Here is a 14,954-nt window from a genome sequence, read left to right on the forward strand (position 1 = left end):
GTCCACGTCTCAGACAAATTATGGCCGTCCCATGGGAACGAAATCAGGGTTTTCTTCGCGCAGACTAACCCATTCGACGCGCCACTGATCGATCTTCATCAAATCAGCCAAGCTTAAATGGGTATCAGCAATTGCCGTGCAAGCTTCAACACAGATCTCAGTGGCATTTTCCGGGGCGCCGTAAGCTGTACGGAGGAGGGAGAGCACATCTTCCGCCAATGCCTCAGCCTCTTTACGAGCTTCAACTGCACCGTTTTGGAGATCGTAAACCACATAGATGGTGAGGTTGTAGGGCGTGCCATTCTCAAGCTCCACTTCTCTTTCGTCAGAGAGGTTAAAAAACAGAGCCGTGATGTGCTCGGAGCGCTTGCTAACGAGCTCGGCGATACCCTTCTCTACGCTGACCTTTTTTCGGCATTCACGCTGCAGTCTGTTTTCAAACTCATTAGGATAAGCCGGACGGCCATAGCGAATGCTGAGCCACTGCTTTAGGGTTCGTTTATCAGCTTCTGTGATTCGAGCAGTGTGGCACGGGCCAGAGAGCTTGGCGAAATCGCCACGCGGGATAATTTGGCGATTTTGAAAGCAGAGATCGACGTAAAACTCATCGTCGTTTTGTGCATAAAAACGGGCGTGAAGCCGTCTTACATTCTTCGCACTAAGAAAGTTTTTGTCCTTCTTGACCTTTTTACCGACGATCACTTCCAGGTAAGACTCTTTATCCTGGGGGATATCGCAATCGTGGGAGATGACAACAGCGCATGTGTCATCATCTCCCTCGAGACCCAACATGGCGAACTCGTCACGCTTGAGCAGGCTTCCTTGTCGCCATGTTGTATTTCGGTCGATCAATCTGAAATCTCACTCAAGCTTCATCGGCAAACGGAACTGAAATCGCAGATTTCCAACCGTCAGTTTTTGTAGTTTTCAGCTGGGATAGCCCAGATCTTGCGTACGATTCATCAGCGATCTTAGATTCCTTGACCAAAACGGAAGCCAGGTGCATGTACGGCTCACCGTTCTTGAACAAGTCCAAAACCGATTTCCCTTGGAACGCTTTCATCTTGACCATGTCGAGCGGTCGCGAAATCTGAGCCTCTTTGAACAGGTCAGCCAGCTGGCTCAACTCAGCGATTTTAGCCACGTTCTCTTCGTCAGGGGATGCCTGATTTCCCATCCATTTATATATAGACTGTCTGGTTACGCCTAATAGCGAACCCATCTCGGATACGGGCAGATTGAGCACGGACTTAATGTTATCCAAGTGTGCATTGGGGCCTCGAAAGTCAAGGCTCACCGGCTTGAGTTGCCCCGTCTCTGCGACGGTAAACTTCGTCTCCTGTTTCGGCTTGAAATAGGAGTTAAGCCGCTCGGCCCCAGGGGCCGCTTGGACACTGCCAGTCCCTAGGAAAAAGGCAATGACTATTGCTGCGGTGCGAGCTGCGCGCGCGACACCGCCTGTCCCATTACTTCTGGAAGTGGTAAAGCCTGTAATCCCGTACATAACTCCCTCCTATTCCCAATGAGCAAAAGCATGCGGGGTGGCAATGGCGTGAAAGCACTTAGCCAAATCCCCATGAAAGCTCAGCAGCTTTTCATAAATCGCTGCTGTATCAACAGGCATGGACTCTTCTACAAAGAGATCCATATCAAAGACAGCATGCGTGAACGGTTTTTCCCTCTGGAATCTCGGCATCAGCTGAACTGACCGAGGGATTAGATCCTGCGGGAAGCCTAAAGGTGAATTCGGAGCCTGATAGACCTTCGCGATTAATAGCCCGCCGCTTTCAGTCCTGTATCCAGCCTCCCAAAGCCCGCCTAGTATCGGAAGGCCAAAATCCACGCCTTGAATCTTCGGGTTGAGATATTCATGCACTGATTCACCCTCAGCAGGTATCACAGCGTTCAGATAGCGAATTCCTAGCCGAAAAACTCGCTCCAGCTGAACTACCTCATGCACAATTTTCAGCCCGTCACACAAAGCCCGAAAAAACTGCTCCCGGTCTAGGTAGTAAGTGGATTGAAAACTCAGAAAATCTTGCCCGAGCACATAACCACAACTCCGATCAGGTTTTGTAAAAAACCAATTTTTGTTAGTGGTAACAACAGGTTGAGCAGTCTCGCCGTCATTTAAGGTTCCATAGTCGACGTTCTGAATGTCTTCGACTTCATAGACCGTAAACCCAGCACGACGCATCATCTCCTGAATATCGGTAGAGAATTTTGCCATAGCCGCAACGGGATTGAATTTCGCCTGGGCTAAGGCGTAATAAACCGGTGCATTCTTTAGCAATACGCTCATTTTTCTCCTCGTGTGGCTCGATGAAGCATTGGTATGTTTGAAGGTCAGTTTACACTCTGGTTGTCACTCTCACAAGAAAATAACTCGTCCCAATGATAGCTATTCGCGTTTGAGTGAGCTGTTCATAGTCGTCAACGTTTCGCAGAATTCTCAGTGGAGACCATACCTTTAGACTTAAGCGTTTGGTTTTGTTGTGACTTGCTCTCAACTGCAGTGCGCCCGTATGAAGTACGCATGTGCAGATTTTTTTTCAAAAATTGCGAGGTTTTGTGGCGTGAGCGTGCACCGCATCGCGATGCCAACATCCAAAAATGTGGATCGGGCGCAACCTCCCACATGACATTAGAGGACTACTCAACTTGGTGCTCACTACCTGTCCGCATGTCATCTTAGTACACCCGAACATCGGCGCCGATGGCCCCGAACCGGCAGCGTGCGAGCAGTCAGCCAAAAAACGCAACAGGTTGCTTCGCAGGCCTTTGATTTTTCAGGAAAAACAGGAGCTGGGTAATATCGCAGCCAAGGCCAATTGAGCCCGTCAGGGGGTTGGCTGGGCAGTGCCAAACGAGTTGGCCGACCTCATCGTCCAGGCAGTGTCGAGGACGCGGCTTCAGTCCAAGGCTCCATTATTTTGCAACCCGCTGATTTGTCAGGCGAAATGCTATCTGTGAAATATTTTTTGGTGTCTCTGTTTCCGATCGCATGATTGACAGCACCCCGCACTTCGCGCAAAGCCCCGATCTAGAGCGCATCACGAATGAAAACCTGTTTTCACACCTGAGACTGGCAAGCAAAAACCAGCTAATCCCGCGCGCCCCTCTAAATCGCACCTATTACGCCTTACCTCACAATCAGAACGTGTTCATGCTTTCAGGCCCTTGCAGGCACTGGAAAATTAGCGCGAATTGACGATAAAGCCGAATCGCCGCGACAAATCCAACCCTTCAACACCACCCACACAAACCATGCCGACACCGTGCCAATCCTCCAGCGCCCGACGCTTTAACAACGACAAATCACCCTGCACATAGGTTTCGGTCAATCCCGGCATCGCATGGTTAAGCAATAGCTCTGCAATCACATAATTGACGCTCAGATGCTGCCAGCCAGCCCGCGCCAACTTGCGCAGATCATGGCTTGACCACATACCACCGCTCAGACCGGCAATCTCCAAAGAAGCCCCAGCCACCGACAAAGCCTGACCATGCCCGCCGGGAAACAGATACACGCTCGGATGGCTTGACTGCTGGTCTCTGTACCAACGCAGCACAGCCACCACAACAGGTGTCAGCGGCAGTTCATGCCGTGTGCGCGTCTTGGTCAGCTCAGCCGGAATCACCCACGCAGCCCCTTCTAGGTCGAAGTGTTCCCAGCGCGCCTGGCGCGTTTCGCCAACCCGCGTACCGTGACAAAGCATCAGCAGCGCCAACAGGCATGGCCCTGGCGACTTCGGTAGCCGCTGCGCCAGCAGATCCATCAGCCCGGCAACATCGCGCGGAAACAACCGCGACACCTTGGGCTTTAAACGACCCAGGCCAAAATCAGTAAACCTGACGTCAGCCAAGGGATTGACGGTCAGCAGACCCAGCCGCTTTGCCGTGCGAAACGCGGCGTTCAATACTCTGTAGGCATTGCATACCGTTGCCGGAGCCAATAGTGCCTGCATCGGTTGAATCAACAGCCGGTCAAGCGTGGCCGTCGTCAATTGATCCACCGGTAAACCCCACAGACGCGGCAACAGCCAGTTCTTTGCTAGTGACCGACAACTGGCCTTTCTTTCCTTCGATACCGTGGACAGATTCAAATGCCGCTCCAGATACCACGTCACCACGTCACTTACCGTATAAAGCTCGCGCAGCGTGGCGCCTGGATCAACACCACCGGCCAGCAGTGGCGCCGACCGTCGCGCGACCAATTCCTTGCAGCCACAACGCGGCCAGTCCCCCGCTTTCTGCCATTTGCCAGCGTGCACCGTGTACCACGCACCCCGGCGCCGATCCTTCAGAAAACGAAAGCGCATATCTGGGTAGCGCATGTCCCGAAGGTCGCGAACGACTTTATCTTTTGCTTCGGCTCTAATCGCTGCATCGCTGAACTCGATATATCTCGTTTCACCCATTGCACACCTCGATAATGATCGACCACATCACCCGGTCGTCACTCTGGCAGACCCGCCAAACGCCATGTCGACGGTGTCGTGGAAGCTGGCTTCGGCTCCCGGCAGACACTGGTCAAACATCACGTCACGTCGACGACACCGACGAAGCTGGCTTCGAAGGGTCAACCGCAAACCCCCGTCTCAACTGCTCCACTACACGCGGCAAACACTCCAGCATGGTCGAACATTCCAGCTCTGGATAATTGCCGACCCGGTGCCAGCCGTCCGTATGCAATACGTCCCACACCCCCCGCCTACGGTTTTTCAAATACCGCAAACGCAGGGTTGGATAATGGTCGGAGCGCAGATAGCCAACGCTCTTATCCCGAGCAAAGCGGCGCACAATTTCGTCAATGAACCGCGCATATGTGGTATCGCCCATCGCACGCCTCGCACCATGGTTGACCATCCAGCGCCCAAAGCGCGTGGCTCCACTGGCGCGCTTTCCCCCAATCACCGACACCAGCATTCCCAACGACTACACACGCACCCAAGCAACACGCGGACAGCCTTCCGCTCTGATTACTCGCTTCTAGGTTGCTAACGCGCTGCGCTTGTTGGGCGTCAGCCAGCACCGCGCCCTGCGGTCACGGCACCGGCAGCCGCCTTGATATAAAGAACCGCTCTGTCACTTTGTGATTGCCCGGCAACTTCAAAGGCATAAGTTACCCACCGCCCTCCAGCGCTCCGCGCCTCCTGGCCGTGGTTAACGTCACCAAGCCAACGCAGGCTCAACCACGCAAGCGGGGAACTCCTTGCGCCCAAAATCAAATGCCGATCAATTCATTGATCTAATAAGCCGAAGCAAAGCCCCGCCATTCGCTATGGCCCGTTTTCGTGTAGGGCATGTAGGGCATGTAGGGCATGCAGGGAACCCCCTATCTATTTGGGTGTTTCAGAGCGGTTCCTTGTAGGTGCGGCGACATAATATGTAGGGCATATAGGGCGGCTAACACCTTTCCTGCCCTACACTGCCCTACAGATGCCCTACGCGATAAATCACCAAAACCATTGATACAGAGCTGTTAAATCACTTGCTGCCCTACATGCCCTACAGTTTTGAGTTAAAAACCTTCTTTTCTAAAATCAATCGAATATCCAGATCAATTCTCTGTTGCTCTCTGGAGTGCGCGATAGTTGACTGGATAGAGGCGCGGCCTTTCGCCACCAGGTATCGAAACTTTGGTCGCAAGGTTCCTCCCCCCTCCATCTACAGCGATCACTCCGGCTGCATTCAGACAGGTGGATATGCGCCGTAGGTCATAGCTTGGCGCTGCCTCTGCCAATGCGTCAGGCGTGAACAAGTATTGCCGGCCATCGCCGGCCTGGCGCCACCAACCCGCCCGGTCTGGTGCGGGAGAGGCATCGGCGCCGATGTCGGAGAAACGCCATGCGTGCCGGTCGATGAACGCCAGCACCGCGCGCAGGATCTTTTGTTCCTCGCTCTGGCCCTTGCCCCGGTGCCCGATCCACGCACCGTACATCTCCACCAGGCCGGCGCTGGCAGTGCCTGGCGCCCACGGCAGAATCCCGAACTCGATAGCTAGCTCGCCGGCCAGCGCGGCAGCTGCGAAGCGCGCCGCTGCCCGGGCCTCCTGCCCCGTGCTGACTGGAAAGGCTTTTCGCATTTCGGCAAACCGGGCGTCCAGATCGGCGGCAGCGGCATCAGGATCGACTGCGGAAAGTGCCACCAGCTGCGCCACGAACGCTTGCCCTGCGTGCCCATGATGCTTACCGCTGGCATGCTTGAGCGCATCGGCAAAGGCCCTCCCCGCGCCTCGGCGGGCATCAGCGTCGGCGGCGTCGTGATCGGCGTCGAGGCCGTGCAGATCGTCAAACGCACCGAACTGGCGATAGACAGGAATGTCCAGAATTCGAAGCTCTTGGCCCGCCTTGCTATGCACGCCACCGCTGGTCATATGCTTGCCGATGGTCATCTCGCCAGTCGACAGCACCATGAGGCGCCACCTGTGCACGGCTCGCGGCAAGCCTGTAACCTGACCCCGTTGCCGGCCAGTACCGTTGGCTAGGGCATAGATGATGTTGCCCACGTCCTGCGCCCTGGCCTCGCCTATCTCATCCATTGCCAGCAGAGTGTCATTGCGCATCGTGGCGACACCTTCTAGGCCGGTGCTGGTGGCGTTCCATGTGCGCAGAAAATCACGGGGAAGCCCCCACACGCTGGCCGCCACGGCCATTGCAATCGTCTTACCACTAGAGCTGTCGCCGAACAGATGGAAACCACCACCATCGACATCAAGCAATGTCAGCAGCGGCCCGGCCAACGCTGCGGTGACTGCCAGCAGCAGCACCGGGTTGCCGATGCTCCGACCTGCGACCTCGGCCCGCCAAGCATCCATTGACCCATGAGCGGCGAACTCATGGCCGCCCAAGTCGAGAGACTGAAACACCACATCACCTTCACCGATCACCTGGCGCGGCATCACAAAAAGCCCTCTCCCGTGCCATCCGACGCGAGTAGCGGCCAGCGCTTCGCGCTCCGGACTGCTCTCAATCAGGTAATCCATGAGCGTACCGCGATGCCTCGGCGAGATGGTCACGCCCATGCGTAGCAACGCCGCCCGCAGCTCGGCCCCGTCGCCGGCCAGCAGCTCCATGGGCACCGACCACTGCCGCCAGACCTTCGCCCGGGACGGCAGGAAACGGACAAGCAAACCGTAGTTGTCGCCGTGGTTGTCGCTGGTCACAGCCAGCACTTCCAGCGGAGAGCAGATGCGCATGTCCACTTTCTTGTTGTCACGCATCCCATGGAAGTACAGGCCGGGAACCAATACTTGACCGGCCTGGGTTTGCACTGGCTTCGGGTAGCAGGCATAGCAAGGCGGCACAGGCTTTACAATCGGCAGGACGGTTAGGGCAAGGACATTTGAAGTGTTCTCGGAGTGGGTCATTTAACCCCGCTCCCGCTGACCACGTTGGAGTCGTGCCAAATGACAACGCTGTGAGCATGCCATGAAGCACAGAAGCCATCTCCATTCTGGCTGATCGCATAATTGCCGGTGTCGTGGCCTGGCTTATCGCCATAGGCAGGGAAGCGGTGTGGCTTTCCATCAAGCACAGGATCGCCGTCAATCAGGCCGCAGCGGGCCTGTATATCGTCTTTGAAGCTCATCAGGATTACCCCAAACAGTTTGTTTAAGGCCAGACCGGGTGCGACAATCGACGCGCCCACTACTGGCGTCCTCTACGGGTTGTCTTAGTGATTGGTACAGCCGGACGCCCTAACGTCCGGCTTTTTTATGCGCTGGCGGTTTTACCCCGGCTTATGTCGATTTGCTCTTGTATCCAAGCGACAATTTCATGCTCCAGCCAGCCCACGGAAATGCGCTTGCCGCCCAAATGGATCGGCTTCGGGAAACTACCTTCATCCATGTACATATATATGGTCGAGCGGGAAAGGCCGGTGCGGCGTTCGACATCAGGACGCCGCAGGATGCGGAGTGGGAAAGGCGTTATTAGCGTCATGGCGAAAACCTATTAATACGTCCAGACCTGTTCAGAACGTCATGGCGCGATTATTGGGATGGAAAAAACTCAGGCGGAACTTTTTTCTGATGCTAGTTCAATCATCAGTTTCCGGCCCTCATCATTCAGGGCATCAAGTTGTTCTATTTTTCCTGCTTGCTCGAACTCGTCCCGCTCCTTCAATGCCGCTTTTAACTCCTGAGATGAACACTGTCTGGCTAGGGCCTCTCCATCCGGTTTGCCTTCGACGTTGCTCAACCAAGGGTCATCCTCTGCCAATGCCGCACAGGCCTGTGCCTTGTTCAATCCTTCCTGCCGCATCCGGCTGGCGACCAGCCTAACCAGTACAAACTTGGCGCCGATATCCCACTTGCGCTGTGCGCCTTCGGGGCGGCTCGTTTTCAGCTCTGGTACGTATTTCCGTGCCAGCGCCCACAACGTTAGAGATTCACGATAGGGGCTTTCTGGAATTTCCATCGAGTCAGCCAGCGCCGATAAGCGCCACTTTTCCTCAGCCCGTCTCTCGAGGAGCAGCCGATCTATTTCCTCTTCGCTCATTAGCAATCCATACACCAAAGGCTTAAAGCCCTTGCCTTTGCTACTCATGCTTCGATCCGCCCGAATGCGCCGTGAATGACATTCGCTGCGGGCGGAGTGGTGGCGAAGTCTGCCCAAGTTTGCAGCAACTCACGACGCTGCCCAATTAGGTCGCTACGGCTATATGCAGCCTCGGTTTGGTTGCGCTCGTCGTGGGCAAGCGACAGTTCGCAGACTTCGCGGGAGTAGGGGGTGCACTCGCTCGCCCAGGTACGGAAAGTGGCTCGGAAACCGTGCGTTGTAATGTCCGGCAGATGCGAGGCTCTCAGCAGGTTGAGGAATGCACTGCGCCCCATTGCACCGGACTTGCCGGTGCCAGGGAATAGATAGGAGCTGCCAACAACGCGTGGCAATGCTTGCAGCAGTTCAATTGCCTGCTTTGGCAATGGGATGGAGAAGGCCTGCCGAGCTTTCATGCGCTTTGCTGGCAGGTTCCAGGTAGCGGCCTCTAGGTCGAACTCATCCCATTCTGCCAAGCGAACCATGCCCGCCCGTGCGGCGGTCAGTATCACCAGTTGCAGAGCCTTGGAGTCGCGGTCATTAGTTGTGCTAAGCCTTTCCATGAAGGCAGGCAGAGCGCGCCAGGGTAGCGACGGATGGTTGATCACCTGCAACGCCCGCTTTTTGTCGGCCCGGCTTAACAGGTTGTCCAGGTGGCCGCGCCAGCGCGCAGGGTTTTCGCCGGAACGAAGGCTCAGCGCTTTGGCAGAGTCCAGCACGTTTTCTATCTGGCCTCTAACCTCGCTCGCTGTCCGGGGTTTCTTGCTCCAAATCGGCTGCAAAACGCGCAAGACGTGCTCGGTTTCAATCTGGTAGGGCGATAGCTCGCCCAGGGTCGGATAGACATAGCGCTCCATTTTGGAAAGCCAGCCTTTGCGCCAAGCATCGGTGACATGCTGGTAGTGCGCCCGGTGGTAGTCCAGCGCCAACGCCTTGAACGTGACGGACTTTGCCTTGTCCGCCTGGCGCTGCTCTTTCTGGCGTTGTTGTTCCGCCTTGCGCTCATCAAGTGGGTCAAGGCCCTGCATAAGCAGTGACCGCGCTTCGGTGGCGGCCAAGCGTGCCGCTTTAAGTTTCACTGTAGGGTATGGGCCTAGCCCCATATCACGACGCCTGCCGCCAAGCTGATAGCGCAACAGCCATGATTTGCTGCCCGTGTTGCTAATTACCAGGTAAAGCCCGGCGCTATCCAGATAGCGGCCTGGCGCGCTCAAGTGCTCAACCTGTTTGGGGTTCAATCCGTCCATGCTGTTTCCTCACCGATCGACCTGGCCCCACATCCAGCCCCACACTTTTTCTGGGATTTTACTGGAATAGGTCGGAACGCTAAGGACGTATAATAGCCTCTGGGCCCAGTATTCACTAGGGGGTTAGGAATTTATCGGAATAGCTCGGAAATAAAAAAGCCCGCCGTCGCTGCGGGCTTTTTCATGCCTGAAATATAGCCATGAATGCACACAACCCCTGTGGGAGCGGGCTTGCTCGCGAAGGCGGTGTGTCATCCAAATCATATGTTGACTGACACGGCCTCTTCGCGAGCAAGCCCGCTCCCACAAGGGGCAGTGGATCAGTTCGAGGCGGCATTCCAGCGTGCGAGTACGGCTGGCAGGTCGGTCAGGCTACGAATTTCGGCATCCGGCAGACGATCCGCTTCCCAGGCTTTGCCCGCCGGGTTAAACCAGATCGCCCGTAACCCGGCCTGCTGTGCCCCGGCAATGTCATCACCCGGATGATCGCCGATGTGCACGGCGGTTTCGGCGGTGGCGCCACCGCGTTGCAGAGCCTCATGAAAAAGCCGCACATCCGGTTTGGCGATGCCGATATCTTCCGCACAGAGCGCAAACTTGAAGTAATCCGCCAGGCCCAATCGACGCACATCGGCGTTGCCGTTGGTGACCACGCCAAGGGCGTAATGATTGGCGAGAATCTCCAGCACCGGCTCGACCTCAGGAAACACTTCGATCTGATGCCGCGCATGCAGAAACACTTCAAAACCCTTGTCTGCCAAATCGGTGGCTTCGCCATGGGCGTAGCCGGCGTCTTCCATCGCATGAAACAACACGCGCCGACGCAGCGCGCTGATGCGATGTTTCAGCCCCGGTTCATTGGTCAGCACACGCTCACGAATCGCCCACAAATGCTCGACCGGCACCGCGCCCAGATTCGGCGCATGTTCGCTCAGCCATTCGCGCAATACCGCTTCGGCGCTGACGATCACTGGCGCGGTGTCCCACAGCGTGTCGTCGAGGTCGAAGGTGATCAACTGGATGCTCATGAATCGTCGCCTTTCATGCGTTTGGCCCGTGGATGGGCGCTGTCGTAGACCGCCGCCAGGTGCTGGAAGTCCAGGTGGGTGTAGATCTGCGTGGTCTTGATGTCGGAGTGGCCGAGCAATTCCTGCACCGCGCGCAGATCCTGGGAGGATTCGAGCAAATGGCTGGCGAAGGAATGCCTGAGCATGTGCGGGTGCAGGTTCTGCCCGAGCTCGCGTTCGCCGGCCAGTTTGACCCGCACCTGAATCGCTCGCGGGCCAAGGCGTCGACCTTGCTGGCTGACGAACACGGCGTCGTCCGTCGGGTTGGTCATCGCGCGCAATGGCAGCCATTGTTCGATGGCTTCGCGGGCCTTTTTTCCTACCGGCAGCAGACGGGTTTTGCTGCCCTTGCCGAGGACTTGCACCATGCCATCGGCCAGATCAAGTTGATCAAGATTAAGCCCGGTCAGCTCGGAGAGGCGCAGACCGGAGGAGTAGAACAACTCCAGAATCGCCTGATCCCGACGCGCGAGAAAATCGTCCTCGACCGCACCTTCCAGCAGTTGCAGCGCACGGTCAGTGTCGAGGGTTTTCGGCAAGCGGCGCTCGCCTTTCGGTGGCGCCAGACCCGTGGCCGGATCATGGTCGCAAAGGCCTTCGCGATTCAGATAGTGATAAAGCCCACGCACCGCCGAAAGCAACCGGGCGAGGCTGCGCGAGGACTGCCCTTGCGCATGCAGACGAGCGATCAGGCTGCGCAGGCGCTGAATATCCAGCGCTGCCCAGCTGCCGATGTTCTGTTTGACGCACCAGCCGAGGACTTTATCGAGGTCGCGGCGGTAGGCCGAGAGCGTGTGCGGCGACACCTGTCGCTCACTGCGCAGGTGTTCGCAGTAAGCGTCCAGTTGTCGTTCCATGCTCAGCGTACCGAGCGCAGGGAGCTGTTGACCCGTGGCAACACGCGACCCATGACTTCGGCGATGTAGCTGAGGAACAGCGTCCCGACCGAACTCTTGTAGTGCTGCGGATCACGGCTGGCGATCGCCAGAATGCCGTGGATGCCTTGATGGCTGACCGCGACGACGGCGGTGGAGCCGATCTGCTTGCGCTGTTCTTCGCCGAAGAGGAAATCCAGCTCATGTTCGCGCAGACTGCCGCTGACGCTTTTGCCTTCGGTGAGCAAGCCGCCGATGGCGACTTGCGCGTCGGCATGGGTGACCCAACGGCCAACCGGTGCCGGGTTGTCGCCGAGCAAAATCAGGCTGACAAAAGGCACTTGGAAATCCTGACGCAGACTGTCTTCGACGCTGATCACCACGTCTTCCAGGCTGCTGGCATCCATCAAGGAAAGAATCAGGCGACGGGTTTTGTCGAACAGGCGGTCGTTGTCGCGGGCGACGTCCATCAACTGCGAGAGGCGGTGACGCATCTCGATGTTGCGATCACGGAGGATGGTCATCTGCCGCTCGACCAGCGAAACGGTGTCGCCGCGCTGGTGCGGAATGCGCAGGGCGGGCAGCAGTTCTTCGTGCTCGACGAAGAAGTCCGGATGCGCCTCAAGGTACGCAGCAACCGCTGCCGCCTCCAGGCTCTCGGACGCTGATTCGTCGGACTGTCGGGCGGGTACCTGAGGCTTATCGGTCATGGTTTTTGCTCACTCAAAGACGCACTTGTCCTTCGTATACACGCACTGCCGGACCGGTCATCAGCACCGGTTGGCCAGGGCCTGCCCATTCAATGGACAGGCGCCCGCCGGGCAAGTCGATCAACAGCGGCGAATCCATCCACCCCTGACTGATGGCCGCAACCGCCGCCGCGCATGCACCGGTACCGCAGGCCTGGGTTTCCCCGGCGCCACGTTCCCACACACGCAGTTGCGCGCGGTTGCGGTCGATGACCTGGAGAAAACCGACGTTCACGCGCGCGGGGAAGCGCGGGTGATGTTCGATTTTCGGCCCCAGTTCATGCACTGGCGCGTTGTTGATGTCCTGCACGCGCAGTACCGCGTGAGGGTTGCCCATCGACACAGCGGCCAGTTCGACCGTGGTGCCATCGACTTCCAGTGGATAGCTGATGGCTTGCGCCGGTGCGTCGAACGGAATGTCCGCCGGCACCAGACGTGGAGCGCCCATGTTCACGCCAATCTGGCCGTCGTTACGCACGTCCAGTTCGATGATGCCGCCCTTGGTTTCGACGCGAATCTGCCGCTTGGCGGTCAGACGCTTGTCGAGCACGAAGCGCGCAAAGCAGCGCGCACCGTTGCCGCACTGCTCAACTTCCGAGCCGTCGGAGTTGAAGATCCGATAACGGAAATCCACATCCGGATTGCTCGGCGCCTCGACGATGAGCAATTGGTCGAAACCAATGCCAGTGTGGCGGTCGCCCCATTGCTTGGCGTGCTTTGGCTGAATATGCGCGTGCTGGCTGACCAGGTCGAGAACCATGAAGTCATTGCCCAAGCCGTGCATTTTAGTAAAACGCAGCAGCATGGGTTACTCCGGCAGCAGGCTTTCGCCGGCAAACAGCTCGGCCACGGTCTCGCGGCGACGCACTTCAAAAGCCTGATCACCGTCTACCAACACTTCAGCGGCGCGGCCACGGGTGTTGTAGTTGGAGCTCATCACAAAACCGTAGGCACCGGCCGAATGCACGGCCAGCAGATCGCCTTCGGCCAGAGCCAATTCGCGATCCTTGGCGAGGAAGTCGCCGGTTTCGCAGATCGGGCCGACGATGTCGTATTTGCGCGCAGCAGTATTACGCGGTTTGACCGCGGTAACGTCCATCCACGCCTGATACAGCGCCGGGCGGATCAGGTCGTTCATCGCCGCGTCGACGATGGCGAAGTCTTTGTGTTCAGTGTGCTTGAGGTACTCGACCTGAGTCAGCAGCACGCCGGCGTTGGCAACGATGAAACGGCCCGGCTCGAACACCAGCGCCAGATCACGACCGTTAAGACGCTCGCGTACGGCTTTGATGTAGTCGGCAGCCAATGGCGGCTCTTCATCGCGATAACGCACGCCCAAACCACCACCGAGATCGATGTGGCGCAGGTGAATGCCGCAATCGCCGAGACGATCAACCAGATCCAGCAGACGGTCGAGCGCATCGAGGAACGGTGGCAGCGTGGTCAGTTGCGAACCGATGTGGCAGTCGACACCGACCACTTCGAGGTTCGGCAGATGCGCGGCGCGCACGTACACGTCTTCGGCGTCGGCAATGGCGATGCCGAACTTGTTCTCTTTGAGACCGGTGGAAATGTACGGGTGGGTGCCGGCATCGACGTCCGGGTTCACACGCAACGAAACCGGTGCGCGAACGCCCAGCTCGGCAGCCACGACTTGCAGGCGCTCGAGCTCGTCGGTGGATTCGACGTTGAAGCAGTGCACGCCGACTTCGAGGGCGCGACGCATGTCATCACGGGTCTTGCCGACGCCGGAGAACACGATCTTGTCAGCGCTGCCGCCAGCGGCGAGGACGCGTTCAAGCTCGCCCCGGGAAACGATGTCAAAACCGGCGCCGAGACGGGCCAGGACATTCAGAACGCCGAGGTTGGAGTTGGCTTTGACCGCAAAGCAGACCAGGTGCGGCATGCCGGCCAGCGCATCGGCGTAAGCCAGATACTGCGCTTCGATGTGCGCGCGCGAGTAAACGTAGGTAGGGGTGCCGAAGCGGTCGGCGATGGCGGACAGCGCCACACCCTCCGCAAACAGCTCCCCGCCACGGTAGTTAAAAGCGTCCATGGCGATCCCTTAATAAACGTCGTGCTTGTGTGCTTTGGAAGCCGGTTGTTTTTGCGACGATTTGGCTTGCTCGGCCGGATCCTGAGTGTCATCGGGCAGGTACAGCGGGCCTTTTTGACCGCAGGCCGAAACAAGGCAGGCAACCGCGACGAGCGCAGCAAGGGAAGAGATCAGGCGCTTCATGGCGAAATCCTTGAAAATGCGTTAATTGCGCCGGAGTATACCGGCCACCCGGCAGCTTGCCTATGTGATGGCCTTCCCGTCCGGCGGGGCTTGCTGCAGATGCACAAACCCCTGTGGGAGCGGGCTTGCTCGCGAAAGCGCTGGTTCAGGCGGCAAATATGTTGGATGTGCCGGCCCCTTCGCGAGCAAGCCGGCTCCCACCGGTACGGTGTCTACAGTGCCATTGAGGTGCTT

Annotated in this window: 15 protein-coding genes; all 15 read right to left on the minus strand. The window is 57.6% G+C overall.

Annotated features, from left to right (window positions below; all coding sequences use genetic code 11):
* Nucleotides 1-18: 18 nt before the first annotated feature.
* On the minus strand, nt 19-852 hold the full coding sequence (locus tag ACZZ0D_RS25295; RefSeq protein ID WP_463554566.1) for a hypothetical protein: 834 nt from the start codon (nt 850-852) through the stop codon (nt 19-21).
* A gap of 13 nt (nt 853-865) precedes the next feature.
* A complete protein-coding gene (locus ACZZ0D_RS25300) occupies nt 866-1,504 on the minus strand; it encodes a helix-turn-helix domain-containing protein (RefSeq protein ID WP_169857518.1) in 639 nt (212 codons plus the stop codon).
* A 9-nt stretch (nt 1,505-1,513) separates the two neighbouring features.
* Nucleotides 1,514-2,302 (minus strand): TIGR04255 family protein, encoded by a 789-nt coding sequence (locus ACZZ0D_RS25305; RefSeq protein WP_463554567.1) that lies wholly within the window; start codon nt 2,300-2,302, stop codon nt 1,514-1,516.
* A gap of 895 nt (nt 2,303-3,197) precedes the next feature.
* Nucleotides 3,198-4,421 (minus strand): tyrosine-type recombinase/integrase, encoded by a 1,224-nt coding sequence (locus ACZZ0D_RS25310; protein WP_463554568.1) that lies wholly within the window; start codon nt 4,419-4,421, stop codon nt 3,198-3,200.
* A gap of 1,142 nt (nt 4,422-5,563) precedes the next feature.
* Nucleotides 5,564-7,372 carry a DUF927 domain-containing protein gene (locus ACZZ0D_RS25315; RefSeq protein ID WP_463554569.1) on the minus strand — a complete coding sequence of 603 codons (1,809 nt, stop codon included), beginning with the start codon at nt 7,370-7,372 and terminating at the stop codon, nt 5,564-5,566.
* Nucleotides 7,369-7,653 carry a hypothetical protein gene (locus ACZZ0D_RS25320; RefSeq protein ID WP_463554570.1) on the minus strand — a complete coding sequence of 95 codons (285 nt, stop codon included), beginning with the start codon at nt 7,651-7,653 and terminating at the stop codon, nt 7,369-7,371. The genes ACZZ0D_RS25315 and ACZZ0D_RS25320 overlap by 4 nt, the downstream gene beginning before the upstream one ends.
* 65 nt (nt 7,654-7,718) lie before the next feature.
* Entirely contained in the window at nt 7,719-7,946 is a 228-nt protein-coding gene (locus ACZZ0D_RS25325; RefSeq protein WP_463554571.1) for a helix-turn-helix transcriptional regulator, read from the minus strand.
* Between the two features lie 69 nt (nt 7,947-8,015).
* Nucleotides 8,016-8,552 carry a hypothetical protein gene (locus ACZZ0D_RS25330; RefSeq protein ID WP_463554572.1) on the minus strand — a complete coding sequence of 179 codons (537 nt, stop codon included), beginning with the start codon at nt 8,550-8,552 and terminating at the stop codon, nt 8,016-8,018.
* Nucleotides 8,549-9,790 carry a tyrosine-type recombinase/integrase gene (locus ACZZ0D_RS25335; RefSeq protein WP_463554573.1) on the minus strand — a complete coding sequence of 414 codons (1,242 nt, stop codon included), beginning with the start codon at nt 9,788-9,790 and terminating at the stop codon, nt 8,549-8,551. The genes ACZZ0D_RS25330 and ACZZ0D_RS25335 overlap by 4 nt, the downstream gene beginning before the upstream one ends.
* 320 nt (nt 9,791-10,110) lie before the next feature.
* Complete coding sequence (locus ACZZ0D_RS25340; protein WP_463554574.1) at nt 10,111-10,818, minus strand: HAD family hydrolase; 708 nt, start codon at nt 10,816-10,818, stop codon at nt 10,111-10,113.
* Nucleotides 10,815-11,714, minus strand: coding sequence for a tyrosine recombinase XerC (gene xerC, locus ACZZ0D_RS25345; RefSeq protein ID WP_463554575.1), 900 nt, complete (start codon nt 11,712-11,714; stop codon nt 10,815-10,817). Before xerC ends, ACZZ0D_RS25340 begins: the two co-directional genes overlap by 4 nt.
* Nucleotides 11,715-11,716: 2 nt before the next feature.
* Entirely contained in the window at nt 11,717-12,442 is a 726-nt protein-coding gene (locus ACZZ0D_RS25350; protein ID WP_053124974.1) for a DUF484 family protein, read from the minus strand.
* Nucleotides 12,443-12,455: 13 nt separating this feature from the next.
* Entirely contained in the window at nt 12,456-13,286 is an 831-nt protein-coding gene (gene dapF / locus ACZZ0D_RS25355; RefSeq protein ID WP_463554576.1) for a diaminopimelate epimerase, read from the minus strand.
* Nucleotides 13,287-13,289: 3 nt separating this feature from the next.
* Nucleotides 13,290-14,537 (minus strand): diaminopimelate decarboxylase, encoded by a 1,248-nt coding sequence (gene lysA, locus ACZZ0D_RS25360; RefSeq protein WP_426618853.1) that lies wholly within the window; start codon nt 14,535-14,537, stop codon nt 13,290-13,292.
* A 9-nt stretch (nt 14,538-14,546) separates the two neighbouring features.
* Nucleotides 14,547-14,720 (minus strand): LPS translocon maturation chaperone LptM, encoded by a 174-nt coding sequence (gene lptM, locus ACZZ0D_RS25365; protein WP_082341500.1) that lies wholly within the window; start codon nt 14,718-14,720, stop codon nt 14,547-14,549.
* Nucleotides 14,721-14,954 lie beyond the last annotated feature (234 nt).

The sequence above is a fragment of the Pseudomonas sp. AC193 genome (genome assembly GCF_979258075.1).